General features: G+C 65.7%; 13 protein-coding genes. 8 read left to right on the forward strand and 5 right to left on the reverse strand.

Features of this window, described 5'->3' with window-relative positions; all coding sequences use genetic code 11:
• The first annotated feature begins 160 nt into the window (after positions 1 to 160).
• The 4 genes from NRS07_RS17565 to NRS07_RS17580 are packed head-to-tail and all read left to right on the forward strand — an operon-like array spanning position 161 to position 4,264.
• Positions 161 to 457, forward strand: a complete 297-nt coding sequence (locus tag NRS07_RS17565; protein WP_259209276.1) for a cytochrome c family protein — start codon at positions 161 to 163, stop codon at positions 455 to 457.
• A complete protein-coding gene (locus NRS07_RS17570) occupies positions 454 to 1,398 on the forward strand; it encodes a c-type cytochrome (protein ID WP_259209278.1) in 945 nt (314 codons plus the stop codon). The genes NRS07_RS17565 and NRS07_RS17570 overlap by 4 nt, the downstream gene beginning before the upstream one ends.
• Positions 1,395 to 3,923: a cytochrome c oxidase subunit I gene (ctaD, locus tag NRS07_RS17575; RefSeq protein WP_259209280.1), complete on the forward strand. Its 2,529-nt coding sequence runs from the start codon at positions 1,395 to 1,397 to the stop codon at positions 3,921 to 3,923. Before NRS07_RS17570 ends, ctaD begins: the two co-directional genes overlap by 4 nt.
• 5 nt (positions 3,924 to 3,928) lie before the next feature.
• Positions 3,929 to 4,264 carry a hypothetical protein gene (locus NRS07_RS17580; RefSeq protein WP_259209283.1) on the forward strand — a complete coding sequence of 112 codons (336 nt, stop codon included), beginning with the start codon at positions 3,929 to 3,931 and terminating at the stop codon, positions 4,262 to 4,264.
• 35 nt (positions 4,265 to 4,299) lie between these two features.
• Here NRS07_RS17580 and NRS07_RS17585 read toward each other — a convergent pair whose 3' ends face one another.
• The 3 genes from NRS07_RS17585 to NRS07_RS17595 all read right to left on the reverse strand — a co-directional run bounded on the left by NRS07_RS17585 (position 4,300) and on the right by NRS07_RS17595 (position 8,404).
• Positions 4,300 to 5,631, reverse strand: coding sequence for a sorbosone dehydrogenase family protein (locus NRS07_RS17585; protein ID WP_259209285.1), 1,332 nt, complete (start codon positions 5,629 to 5,631; stop codon positions 4,300 to 4,302).
• A gap of 101 nt (positions 5,632 to 5,732) precedes the next feature.
• Positions 5,733 to 7,046 carry a nitrate/nitrite transporter gene (locus NRS07_RS17590; RefSeq protein ID WP_259209287.1) on the reverse strand — a complete coding sequence of 438 codons (1,314 nt, stop codon included), beginning with the start codon at positions 7,044 to 7,046 and terminating at the stop codon, positions 5,733 to 5,735.
• 23 nt (positions 7,047 to 7,069) lie between these two features.
• Positions 7,070 to 8,404: a KamA family radical SAM protein gene (locus tag NRS07_RS17595; RefSeq protein WP_373889876.1), complete on the reverse strand. Its 1,335-nt coding sequence runs from the start codon at positions 8,402 to 8,404 to the stop codon at positions 7,070 to 7,072.
• A gap of 104 nt (positions 8,405 to 8,508) precedes the next feature.
• Between NRS07_RS17595 and NRS07_RS17600 the strand changes: the two genes are divergently transcribed.
• Positions 8,509 to 8,679: a hypothetical protein gene (locus tag NRS07_RS17600; RefSeq protein ID WP_259209290.1), complete on the forward strand. Its 171-nt coding sequence runs from the start codon at positions 8,509 to 8,511 to the stop codon at positions 8,677 to 8,679.
• 16 nt (positions 8,680 to 8,695) lie between these two features.
• On the opposite strand, the gene NRS07_RS17605 is transcribed toward NRS07_RS17600, so the two are convergent.
• Positions 8,696 to 10,675 (reverse strand): acyltransferase family protein, encoded by a 1,980-nt coding sequence (locus tag NRS07_RS17605; RefSeq protein WP_259209292.1) that lies wholly within the window; start codon positions 10,673 to 10,675, stop codon positions 8,696 to 8,698.
• Between the two features lie 290 nt (positions 10,676 to 10,965).
• On the opposite strand from NRS07_RS17605, the gene NRS07_RS17610 reads away from it, so the two are divergent.
• Positions 10,966 to 11,421, forward strand: a complete 456-nt coding sequence (locus tag NRS07_RS17610; RefSeq protein WP_259209294.1) for a cache domain-containing protein — start codon at positions 10,966 to 10,968, stop codon at positions 11,419 to 11,421.
• A 32-nt stretch (positions 11,422 to 11,453) separates the two neighbouring features.
• Positions 11,454 to 13,181 (forward strand): methyl-accepting chemotaxis protein, encoded by a 1,728-nt coding sequence (locus NRS07_RS17615; RefSeq protein ID WP_259209297.1) that lies wholly within the window; start codon positions 11,454 to 11,456, stop codon positions 13,179 to 13,181.
• 2 nt (positions 13,182 to 13,183) lie between these two features.
• On the opposite strand, the gene NRS07_RS17620 is transcribed toward NRS07_RS17615, so the two are convergent.
• Positions 13,184 to 13,753: a DNA-3-methyladenine glycosylase gene (locus NRS07_RS17620; protein ID WP_259209300.1), complete on the reverse strand. Its 570-nt coding sequence runs from the start codon at positions 13,751 to 13,753 to the stop codon at positions 13,184 to 13,186.
• 155 nt (positions 13,754 to 13,908) lie between these two features.
• On the opposite strand from NRS07_RS17620, the gene NRS07_RS17625 reads away from it, so the two are divergent.
• Entirely contained in the window at positions 13,909 to 14,772 is an 864-nt protein-coding gene (locus NRS07_RS17625) for an HDOD domain-containing protein (RefSeq protein ID WP_259209303.1), read from the forward strand.
• Positions 14,773 to 14,829: the final 57 nt, after the last annotated feature.

Genomic DNA, 14,829 nt, shown 5'->3' on the forward strand with positions numbered 1-14,829 from the left:
AATACATCATTCTTTGTGTATTATAAAAGCCACTTCATAATCCTGATTTCCAAGCGTGCGCACCCTTACATCCCACCACTTTGTCTCTCAAACCACACACCGTGTCGGCCTGGTGCTGGTTTGTGCCGCCATACTGGCCGGCTGCAAGGGAGACTCTGGCGTGGTCGCCGTGCCTGGTGGCGATGCGCAGCAAGGGCTGCGCCTGGTCACCCAGTACCAGTGCGGCGCCTGCCACTCGATACCCGGGGTCCAGGGCGCGGCCGGCGAGCTGGCCCCGGCGCTCGACCATATCGGACGCCTGAGCTATATCGCCGGCGGCATCCCCAACCAGCCCGCCAACATGGTGCAATGGCTGCGCACGCCGCACGCCGTGAAACCCGGCACCGAGATGCCGCCCATGGGCCTGACGGAGCAGGAGGCGCGCCACATGGCGGCCTTCCTGTACACACTGCGATGAGCGCCGAACGCCTGCAATCGGTGCTGCATCCGGCCGGCTGGGACGCCGCCATCATCAGCCAGTTCGCCTGGGTGCTGTTTATCGCTGGCGCCATGATTTTCGTGGCCGTGATGCTGCTGCTGGTCGTGAGCCTGCGGCGCCATGAACGCCCTGCGCGCGCGCTGCTATGGATTGGCGGCGGCGGCATCGCCTTTCCGGTCGTGGTGCTGACCGCGCTGCTCGGATGGAGCACCTGGCGCAGCACCGAGCTCGCGCCGCAATCCTCGCACGACGCCCTCACCATTTCGGTGACCGCCAAGATGTGGTGGTGGGAAGTGCGCTACCGCGATCCGGCGACCGGACGCGAGATCGTCACGGCCAATGAAATCCATATTCCGGCCGGGCGCGAGGTTTATCTCGGCCTGAATTCGGCCGACGTGATCCACAGCCTGTGGATCCCGGCACTGGCCGGCAAGCGCGACATGGTACCGGGGCGCGTTACCGGCCTGCGTCTGCGCGCCGACAAGCCCGGCATCTACCGCGGCCAGTGCGCAGAATATTGCGGCGCCCAGCACGCCAAGATGGCGCTGCACGTCGTGGCCTTGCCCGCGCCGGAATTCGACGCGTGGCTGGCGCGCCAGGCGCTGCCCGCGGCGCCGCTGTCCAGTGCACTGGAGAGCCCGGTATTGCAGCGCGGCCGCAGCGCCTTTCTGGAGCAGCGCTGCCAGGCCTGCCACACCATCCGTGGCGTGACCGAGGTCACGCGCCTGGGGCCCGACCTGACCCACGTCGGCAGCCGCATGCACATCGGCGCCGGCACCTTGCGTAACCATCGCGACAGCTTGAGCAGCTGGATCGCCAACCCGCAGGCTGCCAAGCCGGGCGTGTTCATGCCCGGCTCGCAAGACCTCGACCGCGATACCCTGGACGCGCTCGCCACTTACCTCGAGCACCTGAAATGACCGACGCTGCCTTGCCAAGCCCTTCACCGACTTCTGTGCCGACTGCGCTGCCCCGCCCCGCAGAAGACTTCGAGCAGCTGAAAAAAGTCTGGCGCACCCCGACCGGGCTGCGCTTTGTCACCTCGGTCAACAACACCAGCATCGGCCTGCTCTACATCGGCACCGCGCTGCTGTTCTTCGTGCTGGCCGGCATCCTGGCACTACTGATGCGGGTCCAGCTGGCGGTACCGGACAACACCCTGCTCAGCCCCGGCACCTATAACCAGGTCTTCACCATGCATGGCACGGTGATGATGTTCCTGTTCGCGATCCCGATCGTCGAAGCCATCGCGGTCTACCTGCTGCCCAACATGCTGGGCGCGCGCGACCTGCCCTTTCCGCGCCTGTCCGCCTATGCCTATTGGGCCTACGCCTTTGGCGGCCTGGCCTTCTTCTGCACGCTGTTCTTCAGCCTGGCCCCGGATGGCGGCTGGTTCATGTACCCACCGCTGACGGGCGAGAAATACTCGCCCGGATTGAATGCCGACTTCTGGCTGCTGGGGATCGGCTTCATCGAGATTTCGGCCATTGCCGGCGCGGTCGAGCTGATCGTCGGCATCCTGTTCACCCGCGCGCCCGGCATGACGCTGCGCCGCATGCCGGTGTATGCCTGGGCAATGCTGGTGGTAGCGGTAATGATCGTGTTCGCGTTCCCGGCCGTGATCGCCGGTACCGCCTTGCTCGAACTCGAACGCGCCTTCGACTGGCCATTCTTCATTTCCGAGCGTGGCGGCGACCCGATCCTGTGGCAGCACCTGTTCTGGTTCTTCGGCCACCCCGAGGTCTACATCATCTTCTTGCCTGCCGCCGGCATGGTCTCGACCATGATCCCGACCATCGCCCAGACCACCCTGGTCGGGCGGCGCACGATCATCGTGGCGCTGGTGGGCGTGGGCTTCTTCAGCTTCGGGCTGTGGGCGCATCACATGTTCACCGCCGGCCTCGGCGTGCTGGAGATGAGTTTCATTTCGGCCGCCAGCATGGCGGTGGCGATCCCCACCGGCATCCAGGTATTCGCCTGGATCGCCACGCTGTGGAACGGCCGCGTCAAGATGAGCGCACCGACGATGTTCCTGATGGGCTTTATGTTCATCTTCGTGCTGGGCGGCCTGACCGGCGTCATGGTGGCGGTGATTCCGTTCGACTGGCAGGTGCACGATACCTATTTCATCGTGGCCCACCTGCACTACGTGCTGATCGGCGGGATGGTGTTCCCGGTATTCGCGGCGATGTATTACTGGGCGCCGCTCATCAACGGCAACCAGATGTCGGAAACGCTGGCGCGCTGGGTCTTCTGGCTGATGTTCGGCGGCTTCAACCTGGCCTTCTTCCCGATGCACATCACCGGTCTGTACGGCATGCCGCGCCGGGTCTATACCTATGACGCGAACCTGGGCTGGAACCTGCTCAACATGCTCTCCACGGTCGGCGCCTTCGTGTTCGCCGCGGGCGTCGTGCTGTTCTTCGCCGACCTGGTGCGCACGCTGCGCCGCTCCACGAAAGACGTCGGCAACCCATGGAACGCGGCCACCCTCGAATGGCTGCCATCCGAATCCTATGGCAACCGCAGCATCCCGCGCATTACCACGGTCAACCCGCTGTGGGACCAGCCGACCCTGTCCGACGAAGTCGCGCGCGGCCAGCACTACCTGCCGAACACTGCCACCGGCCTGCGCGAAACCATCGCCACCAGCCCTGTGCGCGCCGAGCCACGCTACGTGATGGTGCTGCCTGGCGACAGCTGGCTGCCACTGATCGCGGCGTTAGGCACGGCGGGCTTTTTCCTGCTGCTGACGGTGAAGATCATGCTGCTGGCCTGGATCTTCGGCTTCGTGGCGGTGGCCGGCACCATGGCCTGGCTGTGGCAGTCGGACCGCAAGCCGTCCATTGAAGAGGCGCGCGTCTCCGACGACCTGGTGCTGCCGGTCAATGCCAAGGGCACCGCCTCGCAGTCGTGGTGGGGCACGATGGTCACGCTGGTGGTCGACGCCAGCATCTTCGCTTCGTTCTGCTTTGCCTACATCCACGTGTCGATGCGGCTGCAGGTGTGCCCGCCGCCGGGCGCGGCGCTGCCTGCCCTGCCCTGGCAGTTCGCCTCCGGCGGGCTGCTGCTGGCCAGTTCCGCCCTGATGATCCTGGCCGTGCGCGCGCTCGGCAAGCGGCGCCTGCCCTGGCTGGTGCTGGCGGCGCTCGGCTGCGCGGTGGCGTCGTTCCTGCTCGACCTGAACGGCCACCAGTTCGCGGGACTGGACCCGACCGCCACCGCCTGGGGCGCGGCGATCGGCGCGCTGCTGAGCTACCAAGGCCTGCATATCTTCCTGCTGGCCCTCGCCGGTCCTTACCTGTGCCTGCGCGCCTGGCGCGGCATGCTTGGTGTACGCAGCCGGGCGACGCTCGACAACATCGCCCTGATCTGGCACTACACGACGCTGCAGGGCATTGCCGGCATGGTGCTGGTACATGTCCTGCCACTGCTGATGGAGTAACAAGCATGCACGATCATTTCTGGCGCCAGCTGCTGCGCGGCACCCTGCCCCTGCTGATATGGGCGGCGCATTTCACCTTCTGCTACCTGGTGGCAGCGGCGCAATGCACGCCGGCCATGATGCGCGCGGGTGGACCCGACCGGATGCTGCTGGGGATGGTCACCGTGGCGGCGCTGGCGGTGTGCGCCTGGCTGATGTGGCGCGAGCGCGCGATCTTGCGTGCCCGGGCCGCGACCCAGGCTAGGTTGCTCGACTGGGCGGCGGCGCTGGGCGCGGCGCTGGCCTTCGTGGCGATTGCCTGGACCGGGCTGCCGATCATGCTGGTGCGCGGTTGCGCCTGAACGACTGCGGCCGCGCGTTCGCTACGCGCGCCTGATCAGCGCCGGGCCGGCGTCACCCGCCAGACCACGTTTCCTACATCGTCTGCCACCAGGATCGCACCCGCCTTGTCTACTGCCACGCCAACCGGGCGCCCCAAGGCGTCGCCACTGTCGTCGACAAATCCGCTGAGCACCTCGACCGGCTTGCCCGATGGCTTGCCCTCGGTGAACGGAATGAACACCACGTTATAGCCCGCCAGCGGCTTGCGGTTCCACGAGCCGTGCTGACCGACGATGGCGCCATTGGCGAACTGCGGCAGCAGCGCGCCGGTGTAGAAGACCAGCCCGAGCGCCGCCACATGGGCGCCAAGCGCATAGTCTGGCACCAGTGCCCTGGCCACCAGGTCGGGGCGCGCCGGCTTGACGCGCGCATCGACGTGCCTGCCGAAATAACTGTACGGCCAGCCGTAGAAGCCACCATCTTGCACCGATGTCAGGTAGTCGGGCACCAGATCGCTCCCCAGTTCGTCGCGTTCGTTGACGACGGTCCAGAGCGCGCCGGTCTGCGGGTTCCAGGCCATGCCATTGGGGTTGCGCAGGCCAGAGGCGAACAGGCGCGTTTGGCCGGTGGCGATGTCCACTTCGAGAATGGCGGCGCGGTCGAGCTCCTGGTCCATGCCGTTCTCGCCGACGTTGCTGTTCGAGCCCGCGGTGGCGTACAGCTTGCGGCCGTCCTGGCTGGCGAGAATGTTCTTGGTCCAGTGGTGGTTCAGCGGACCGCCCGGCAGCGCCGCCACCGGCTGGGCGGGCGCCGTTATCTCGAGATCGCCCGTGCGGTAGGGAAAGCGCACGATGCCGTCGGTATTGGCCACGTAGAGCTGGTCGCCCACCAGCGCCATGCCGAACGGCGAGTTCAGGCCCTTGAGGAACACCTTGCGTGTTTCAGCGACGCCGTCGCCGTCGGCATCGCGCAGCAATGTGATGCGGTTGGCGCTCGGCACGGCGGCCCCGGCCCGCGCCATCACCTTGCCCATGATATAGCCCTTGATATGGCCCATGATGCCCTTGTGGCCCTCGGGACGCGGCGGTGCATTGGTTTCCGCCACCAGCACGTCGCCATTGGGCAGCACGTGCAGCCAGCGCGGGTGGTCGAGCTTGGCGGCGAACGCCTGCACCGCCAGGCCCGGTGCAGTGGCTGGCACGCCACCCTGCGGCCAGCCCTTGGCGGGGGCGATGTCGACGGTCGGGATCAGGCGCTTGACCGGTTGCTTGATGGTCGGTTGCAGGCCGACGTCGGCGCCTACCGGCAGGGTGGATCGGTCGCCGCAGGCGGCAAGCAGCAGCACCAGTGCGCCTGCCGACAGGCGAGGCAAGCTAGGGTTGGGCATGGTGGTTCTCTCCCTGGGATGGACCGATGCTCACCATTGTGCCGCCATGCTGGCCCGCCTGGCAAGCCCGCGCCGTTGCCGATTTCAGGCAAAGCCCCCCTTCACGAGGGGGTAGCCAGTGGCGCGTCGTCGTCCGCGCCGGCCACGGATGAGGGCAACGCAGCGGCGGCACGCAACTGGCGCCGGCGGCGCAGCACGAACGCGGCCAGCCCCGGCAGCTGCACCAGCAGCAGCACGGCAAAGGCGGTGCGGTAGGCCAGCGCCGGCGCATGGCCGGCCGCGTCCGGAGTCCACAGCCCCAGCATCAGCCCGAAGCCCGCCTGCACCACGAAGGCGCCGATGAAGATCAAGAGATTCAGGCAGGTCGCCGCGCGCCCGGTCAGCTCCTTGGGCATCGATTGCGCGACGATCGCATATTCGATGCCGGTAATCGTGCCGACCAGGGTGAACATCACCGATAGCAGCTGGAAGCTCGGCTGGTAATTGAGCACGAAGGCGGCCTGTATAAGCAGGAACAGGCCGATGCCGGTGGCGGCCACATCGAATGGGGCAATGCCGCGCCGCGCGGCCCATTCGGTGATCATGCCGACCGCGATGGCGCCGAAGATCACCGCCGCCATGCCCAGGTACAGCAGGTAGGCGACGGCATCGTCGGGAAAGCGCGCGACATCGGACAGCCAGCGCCCGATCCACAGGCCCTGGATGCCGAAGAACACCGCATGCGGCACCAGCACCAGCGAGGCTGCGGTGCGAAATACCGGCGCCTGGAACACCTCGCGCAGTGCCTGCCCGAGCGGGGCGCGCGGCGCTCCAGGCGCCGGCCTGGCCGCCTGGGGACACAGCAGCCAGATCAGCAGGCCGCAGCAGGCCGTCAGGGCCGCCAGCATGACGAACAGGCCGCGCCAGTCGGTATAGTCGAGGGCCAGGCGCACCGGCATGGTGGCGCTGGCCGCGCCCAGGCCGCCGACCGCGATCAGGTAGCCATGCACCGACGGCAGCCGGCTTGGCGCAATCCAGGTAGAGATGGCCTTGACCGCCGCCATGAAGCAGCCGCCCAGCCCAAGGCCCATGACGGCGCGCGCGAGCATCAGTTGCGCGAAGTCGTGGCCGCGCGCGAACAGCAGCGCGCCGAGCGCACCGACGAGCATCATCGCCAGCTGCACCCTGCGCGGTCCGTAGCGGTCCAGGGCAATCCCGACCGGCAGCTGGACCAGGGCAAACGCGAGGAAAAACGCGCTGGTGAGCAGGCCCAGCTGACCCGGGGTGAGCGCGAGCGCCCCGACCAGGTGCGAGGCCAGCACCGCGTTCACGTTGCGCAGCAGCGAAGACAGGTAGTGCCCCAGCGCAAACGGCAGGAACACGTAGAAAAAAACCGCCACGCCGGACAGGCGTGGCGCGATGGCCTGGTCCGGCATGGTTCAGGTCTCCCGGCCTGGCGTCAGGCGGCGTCGGACTGGGCCGGAGTGCATGCGTTGCCGCTGGCGCGCAGCTGGTTCGCCGGCACCAGTGGAATCACGCGCCCGCCCGGACCGCGCAAGGGACCGCCGCTCTCGTGCTCGAAGAAGAACTTGTCGCGCCCGAAGGCTGGCTTGAGGTGGTCGAGCCAGGTGGCGTCGGGATCGTATTTGGCAAAGAATGGGCGGCGCACCCATTCCGGATTGCGGGCTTGCAGGAACTGCAGCGCGAACAGCTTCTCGTCGTTGATGGTGACGATGCCATCGATCACCACCTTGCCCGGGAAGGCGCTCATCGACGGCCCACGCACCGTGCGCGACAGGCCCGAGACCATCGAATACGCCTCCTGGAAAATCTGGTGCGCGCGCGCCAGCGGCAGCGAGAAGTAGTCGCGCGGGCCGGTGTCGCGCTCGACGAACATGTAATACGGTATGGCGCCCAGGCGCACCCCGGTGGTCCAGAGTTCGGCCCAGCTCTTCGGGTCTTCGTTGATGTGGCGGATCAGCGGCCCTTGCATGCGCAGCGTGGCGCCGGTACCGACGATGCGCTTGACCGCTTGCTGCGCAACGGGCGCACGCAGCTCCACGGCATGGTTGTAGTGCCCCATGATCGCCAGGTTCTTGCCGGCCCCGACCACTTTCTCGAACAGTCGCATCAGGTCGTCGCTATCCTTGTCGGAGACGAAGCGCTGCGGCCAGTAGGCAACCGACTTGGTACCGAGACGAATATTCTGGATATGGGCCAGTTCGGGCGCCAGCAGCGGCTCGAGGAATTCGGCCAGCGAGCGGGTATTCATGATCATCGGGTCGCCCCCGGTGATCAATACATCGGTGACGTCGGGGTGCGCCGCGAGGTAGGACACCAGCTCGGAGCACTCGCGCGCGTCGAATTTCATGTCGTCCATGCCGACGAACTGCGGCCAGCGGAAGCAGAAGGTGCAGTAAGCGTGACAGGTCTGGCCGGCGCTCGGGAAGAACAGCACGGTTTCCTTGTACTTGTGTTGCAGGCCCCGGAGCGGCGCGTCGTTCACGCGCGGCACATTGTGCGTCATCTGGCCGGCCGGGTGCGGGTTCATGCGCATGCGGATACCGTGCACCAGGCGTGCAATGGCGGCATCGTCTTTCTTGTACAGCACCAGGTCGCGCAGCTGTTCGTACTCGGCCGCGGGCAGCATGTCGCGGTGCGGAAAGGTCAGGCGATAGATCGGATCGTCGGGCACCCGGCTCCAGTCGATCAGTTGCTCGAGCACGTAGGCGTTGACGCGAAACGGCAGCACATGCGACACCACCTGCACCGCTTCCTGGAGATCCGGCGTCATCCATTGCCATTGGCGTGCCAGGTGGATGGTCTGCCGGGTATAAGGCTTGAACTTGGAGGGCGTCGATTCGGTCGTGATCACGGGAATTCTCCAGGAAACGGTAGATGAAGGAAGCCGGCGAGGGAATAGTCATTGCCGGAAGGAATTCATCTTACGTTAAGGAAATTTGCTGGAAATTGCCTTCAATCAACCAGATCGATCCTGATGGATGGGGGTTATCACAAGAGGTGCATATAAGCTGGACGACCAGGCCCATCGGCGAAGGCCCGGATTGACATCCGGGCCCCCGCTTTATTGCCGCGCCCGATGTTGGGGCCGCTGCGCGAAATGCTTGCCGACAAACAGGTCGCCGTCATAGCTCAGGTGGTCTTTGTCGCGGTACATCAGGCGGCCGTCGATCATGACATTGCAATGGTCCTTGTCGCACAGCGCCGACGCCGTGTCGAACCATTCGATCTGCGGAAATTCCTCCATGAACTGTTGGAGGATCGCGTTGTGCTGCGCCACCTGCGCGTCCCATTCGCTGCGCGCGATCGCGCACGGCGCACGGGTAGCCGACGAGGCCACGCCGGCGCGCTTGATGCACGAACGTGGGTCGAAGTTCAGGATCGGCACGTCGTTCATGAACACCACGTGCTTGCCGGCCGCGAGGTAGCGGCGGAAGGTGTCGCGCGCGGCATCTGCCAGGAAGCGCCGCTCGGGGCTGGTGTCGAACCGTACATGGGTCGAGAATACGATGGTCTTCACCGACGGCATGCCCAGGGCCAGCTCCAGCATCGGCTGCGTCGCCATCTGGTAAGGGTCATTTTCATGATTGAGGCCCCAGTACGGGTAGCGGGTGCCGAGCATCAACAGATTTTCGCCGACACCGCTGTAGTAGCGCGTCAGGCCGGCCACCACATGATAGGCATGGCTGTCGCCTACCAGCACCACGGTCGGGTCTTTCGCCGCATCGGCCTGCAGGCAGTATTCATAGTCGGAATCGAAGCCATAGCGCTGCTTGCAGGCCGCGGCGTTGGCCTGGTCCTCGACCACGATCAGCGCTTTCTGGTTGGCCAGGTTGTCCTCGATCGGCTTGCGCGTCGGTAGCCCCTCATTGAAGTAGATGTAGGCGCCGGCACCGGCGGTGGCCAGCATCAGCGCGCACAGCGCCGCCACCTTGCCGCGTGCGGCGCCGAAGCGCAGCGGCCGCTCTACCACCTGGTAGGTCAGCCAGGCCAGCACGATCGCCAGCGCCACCGCCACCGCGCGGATGGCGGGGGCCGGCTCGCGCGACTCGATGATCTGGGCAAACGACAGCAGCGGCCAGTGCCACAGGTAGAGCGGATAGCTGATCAAGCCGACCCACACCAGCACGCGGTTGGACAGCACCACGCGGTTGAACCAGGCTTGCGGACCGGCGCTGATCAGCAGCACCGCAGCCAGCACCGGCAACAGCGCCAGCCAGCCCGGAAACTGGCGCTCGCGCGTGATGAGCGCCAAGCCCAGCGCAAGCAGGAGCACCCCGCTCCAGGACAGCAAGTTGGGAGAGAGATGCCGCGCGAGCGCGAGCGCACGCCCCGACAGCGGGCCGGCGCCGGTGCCCCGTGCATGCAGGCAGGCCAGGCCCGCCCCCAGCAGCAGTTCCCAGGCCCGGCTGGCGGGGGAGTAAAAGGTGGCGCTGGCATGGTTGGCGACACCACCGATGTTGACGACAAAGGATGCCAGCGCCAGCACGCCCGCCACCAGCAGCAGGTTCATGCGGCGCTTCCAGGCCACCAGCATGATCACCGGCCACAGGATGTAGAACTGCTCTTCGATGCCGAGCGACCACAGGTGCAGCAGCGGCTTGGTGTCGGCCGCGGTGTCGAAATAGCCGATTTGGGCCCAGTAGAAGAAATTGGCGGCGAAACCGGCGCCACCCAGCACGTGCTTGCCGAGCTGCTGGTATTCGTCGGGGAACAGGGCCAGCCAGCCGAAGGCCAGGCAGCACGCCAGCACCAGGATCAGTGCCGGGAAGATGCGCTTGACGCGGCGCGCATAGAAATGGGCGAAGCTGAAGCTGCCCTGTCCGAGCTCGCGCAGCACGATGCTGGAAATCAAGAAGCCAGAAATGACAAAGAAAATATCGACGCCGATGAAGCCGCCGCGCAGCCAGGCCGGAAACGCATGGAACACCACTACCGACAATACTGCGAGCGCACGCAGGCCATCGATGTCGCGCCGGTATGGCAGGTGGCCCACGCCATTGACGAGCGGGTCCCCCAGAGGGATCTGTTTTTCTAACTTCATTACTTCGAACCCGGCAAATCCTCCCATTCTACAGTAGCACCTTGCCCCAGAGCACATTCCTGATGGTCGTTATGCAAGCCGGCTAGGCCCCATCGGACAGTCGCGCAACTGTCCTGGCCAAGCACCGTTTCGCATGACGAATCGGCATCGCTTGACCCGAATCTGCACACTTCCTACCCCACCCTGCCGATAGATTGCGTTATCGCAATTCAACCCGGGAACGCCCCGGTACATTTGCCAATGCACTCCAGCAATATTGGTCCCAGAACATTCACTAAAGGAGTATCACCATGAAGTTGTTCGCACCTGCCGCAATCTTGTCCCTGGCTTTCGTGGCCGCTCCCGTCCTGGCCAATGCGCCGACTGAAAAAGACGCCATCGCCATGGTCGAACGCGGCGTGGCACTCGTGAAAGCCAAGGGCAAGGACGAGATGATGAAAAAAATTAACGCGAAAGATGCCGAGTACGTCCAGGGCGAACTCTACATTGACATGCGCGACCTGAAGACCGGCATCGTCCTGGCCCATCCGTACAACCCTTCCATCGTCGGCAAGGACCTGACCGACGTGCCCGATGCCAACGGCAAGAAATACCGCCGCGAGATCATCGATGTCGCCGCCGCCAAAGGCAAAGGCTGGGTCGACTACCAGTACAAGAACCCGACCAGCGGCAAGATCGAGCCGAAGACCACCTATATCCAGCGGGTGGATGATGTGGTCCTGGAAGCCGGCATCTACAAAAAATAGACCAACCCACCAGCCCACACCCGGAGTCAAGCATGCTCAATCAACTGCGGATCGGTCCCAAACTCTTGCTGGCTCCGGGTCTGGTGCTGGTGCTGCTGACCATGCTGTCGGCAGCTGCCTACTACGGCATGGTGCGCCAGAACGCCTCGCTCGAACACATGGTGCAGGTGCGCGCCGCGCGCCTGCAGTCGGTGGCGGACGTGGCAGGCGATGCGCGTTTTGCGCACGCCAATATTTATCAGCTGCTGGCCTGGGTGAACGGCAGTTTCGCGCAGAATCGTCTCGCGGCGCTGACCGCCGACATCCACAAGAAGCATGCGGGCGTCAAGGCCAAGCTGGACGCGCTGGCGAATCTGGCCGAGCCGAGCGAGCGCGTTTCGCTGGACAAGTCGCTGGCGGCGCTGGCGAGCTATCGCAAGGCGGTCACCGAGACGATCGAGCTGGCGCAGGTCGACCAGTCGATCGCCACCAATTCAATGCAAAAGGCCGAACAGCAGTTCGTCGTGCTCGATGCCGAGCTGCAGCACCTGGCGTCACTGGAGAAAAAGCTCAGCGTGGAGGCGCACGCCGCCGCCAAGGCCGAATTCCGCACGCTCGGCATGAGCATGGCGGGCCTGGTGCTGCTGTCGATCGCCCTGTCGCTGCTGGTAACAATGCTGGTGCGGCGCGCCATGCTGGCCGACATCCGCTCGATCGCGACGGTGGTGGGCGACCTGGCCGAGGGCCGCCTGCAGGCCTCGAGCGCGCCCGGCACCGGCCGTGACGAGATCGCCGACACCTCGCGCGCGCTGGATCATGCCATCGGCCGCCTGCACGGCGCCCTGCAAAGCATCATGGGCTCGGTGCGCTCGATCGACACGGCGTCGAAAGAGATCGCCAGCGGCAACCTGGACCTGTCGGCCCGCACCGAGATGCAGGCCGGCTCGCTCGAGCAAACCGCCAGCACGATGGAAGAACTGACCACGGCAGTGAAGGAAAACGCCAGCAATGCGCAGCTGGCGTCAAGCCTGGCGGCCGAAGCGGCGCAGCTGGCCGCGACCGGTGGCCAGTCGGTGGAGCGCGCGGTATCCACCATGGAATCGATCCAGGCCAGCTCGCGCAAGATCGTCGAGATCACCGGCGTCATCGACGGCATCTCGTTCCAGACCAATCTGCTGGCCCTGAACGCGGCGGTGGAAGCGGCCCGCGCCGGCGAGCAGGGACGCGGCTTTGCGGTCGTGGCGGCCGAAGTGCGCACCCTGGCGCAGCGCTCGGCGGCGGCGGCGCGCGAGATCAAGGGCCTGATCGCCGACTCGGTGAAGATCATCGAGGACGGCAGCGCCTCGGTCAGCCAGGCCGGCGCCAGCATGGGCGACATCGTCGCCTCGGTGCGCCAGGTGAACGACATCATCGGCCGCATCAGCGTGGCCAGCACCGAGCAGGCCGACGGCATCGCCGAAGTCAACAAGGCGGTCGGCCAGATGGACAGCATGACGCAGCAAAATGCCGCCCTGGTCGAGGAAGCCGCGGCCGCTGCCGAGAGCCTGCACGAACAGACCGTCAACCTGACCCGGGCAGTCTCGATCTTCAAGTTCGCAGGCGGCGGTGAATCGCCTGACGGCGAGCTCGATACCGAAGTTGACGAAGCGGACCACGACGAATCGGGCTTTCACGGCCTGCAAGAACGGCGCGGTAGCGCGAGCGCGATGCGCCGGCGCCCGGTGCGCGCCCTGCCCGCGTCCGAACCCCAAAGCCAGCGCCAGCGCCAGCGCCGGCTTTGACATCAGCGCAGCGGCCGGCTGACGAAACGCGAGCCGGCCAGGCCGAACCTCCAGGGCACGTCCACCGCCTTCGAAATGCCGATACGCGGCCCCGCCACGATCGGCAAATCGAGGGGGCCGGGCAGCAACTCGAAGGGCGGCATCGACAAGGGCATGCCGTTGAGGGCTCGGGTCACGCCCAGCGCCTGGCATAGCTTGCCGGGACCCGAGCACAGCAGCCATTCGTCGTCGGCGTCGCGGCGCTGGCGCATCTGGTCGAGGCCGGCCACCGGTTCGAGCGCACGGATCAGCACCCCGGCTCCATGGCCTTCTTCGCGGCAGACGAAATTCAGGCACCAATGAATGCCGTAGGATCGATAGACATAGGCGTGCGCGGGCGGCCCGAACATCGCGGCATTGCGCGCGCTCGGGCCGGAATAGGCGTGCGACGCCGGGTCTTCTCGGTCATAGGCTTCGGTCTCGACGATGCGTCCACCGACGCCGTCGATCAGCACCGTGACGCCGATCAGCTGGCGCGCGACGACGTCGGCCGGGGCGCTAAAGTCAATGCCGGATAGTGTTGAAACAACCATGGGCTGATTTTATCGCGGGCTCGTCTGAGACGCCGCTTTGGTGAAATCACCACAGTCGGCCCCTACTTAGAGTATTGCCTCAATGCAAGTGAGCGGCGACTGGGGTATAGTGAAGGCTGACCCATGCCCCCGAAGCTACGCTTCCCTGCCTGCCCATGAATACCGTCGCCGATCCCACCGCGCATCTCGCGCATCTCGACCAGGTCGATGCGCTGATCAAGTCGATCCGCATCCCTCCGCGCCCGAGCCTGCTTGCCGACATGCAGCGCGAGCTGGCTTCAAACGACCCGTCGCCGGAAGCGATCGGCAAGATCGTGGCGAGCGACGTCGGCATGTCGGGCGCGCTGCTCAAGCTGGCCAATTCATCGATCTACGGTGGCCGCAAGGCCAAGTCGATCGAGCAGGCGATCCTGTTCCTCGGCATCAACCAGGTGGCGGCACTGATGACCGGCCTGCTGGCGCGCCAGGCGATTCCCGTCAACAGCGCCAGCCTGGCCAGCTTCTGGGACATCTCGACCCGCCGCGCCCAGGCGATGGTGTTCCTGTCGCGCCGCCTGCGCATCGGCGAAGCGGACGTGGCCCACACCTTCGGCCTGTTTTGCGACACCGGCGTGCCGCTGCTGATCGAGCGCTTCGCCGACTACGCCACCACCTATGCCGACGCGGCGCTGGAAGCGGAGCGTCCGTTTACAGCACTGGAAGAACAACGCCACAGTACCAGCCACGCCGCCGTCGGCTGCCTGCTGGCGCGCAACTGGGGGCTCTCAAGCGATGTCGGCTGGGCCATCCTGCACCATCACGACTATGACGTGATCGACGACACCTCGACCAGTGGCACGGTTCGCTCGCTGGTGGCGCTGTCGCTGCTGGCCGAAAGCGCCATCAGCCGCTACCAGGGCGATGGCGCTTCGCTCGAATGGAGCAAGGGCGGCGCCGCCGCCTGCGCCTACCTTGGCTTGTCGGATGAAGAAACCGCCGAACTGCTGGACGAACTGGCCGAAGCGTTTCACGAGGAATGAACAAGCTTTGACATCCCCGCGGCACAGGCAGATACTGCGCCTGTCAGTACGCCCGGA

Origin of the sequence: Massilia sp. H6 (assembly GCF_024802625.1) — a bacterium.
GTDB lineage: Bacteria > Pseudomonadota > Gammaproteobacteria > Burkholderiales > Burkholderiaceae_D > Telluria.

What these genes read in the sequence shown, in the direction of transcription:
- NRS07_RS17570 (WP_259209278.1), top strand. Translation starts at nt 454, where the DNA reads ATGAGCGCCGAACGCCTGCAATCGGTGCTGCATCCGGCCGGCTGGGAC.
- ctaD (WP_259209280.1), top strand. Translation starts at nt 1,395, where the DNA reads ATGACCGACGCTGCCTTGCCAAGCCCTTCACCGACTTCTGTGCCGACT.
- NRS07_RS17580 (WP_259209283.1), top strand. Translation starts at nt 3,929, where the DNA reads ATGCACGATCATTTCTGGCGCCAGCTGCTGCGCGGCACCCTGCCCCTG.
- NRS07_RS17585 (WP_259209285.1), bottom strand. Translation starts at nt 5,631, where the DNA reads ATGCCCAACCCTAGCTTGCCTCGCCTGTCGGCAGGCGCACTGGTGCTG.
- NRS07_RS17590 (WP_259209287.1), bottom strand. Translation starts at nt 7,046, where the DNA reads ATGCCGGACCAGGCCATCGCGCCACGCCTGTCCGGCGTGGCGGTTTTT.
- NRS07_RS17595 (WP_373889876.1), bottom strand. Translation starts at nt 8,404, where the DNA reads ATGACGCCGGATCTCCAGGAAGCGGTGCAGGTGGTGTCGCATGTGCTG.
- NRS07_RS17600 (WP_259209290.1), top strand. Translation starts at nt 8,509, where the DNA reads ATGAAGGAAGCCGGCGAGGGAATAGTCATTGCCGGAAGGAATTCATCT.
- NRS07_RS17605 (WP_259209292.1), bottom strand. Translation starts at nt 10,675, where the DNA reads ATGAAGTTAGAAAAACAGATCCCTCTGGGGGACCCGCTCGTCAATGGC.
- NRS07_RS17610 (WP_259209294.1), top strand. Translation starts at nt 10,966, where the DNA reads ATGAAGTTGTTCGCACCTGCCGCAATCTTGTCCCTGGCTTTCGTGGCC.
- NRS07_RS17615 (WP_259209297.1), top strand. Translation starts at nt 11,454, where the DNA reads ATGCTCAATCAACTGCGGATCGGTCCCAAACTCTTGCTGGCTCCGGGT.
- NRS07_RS17620 (WP_259209300.1), bottom strand. Translation starts at nt 13,753, where the DNA reads ATGGTTGTTTCAACACTATCCGGCATTGACTTTAGCGCCCCGGCCGAC.
- NRS07_RS17625 (WP_259209303.1), top strand. Translation starts at nt 13,909, where the DNA reads ATGAATACCGTCGCCGATCCCACCGCGCATCTCGCGCATCTCGACCAG.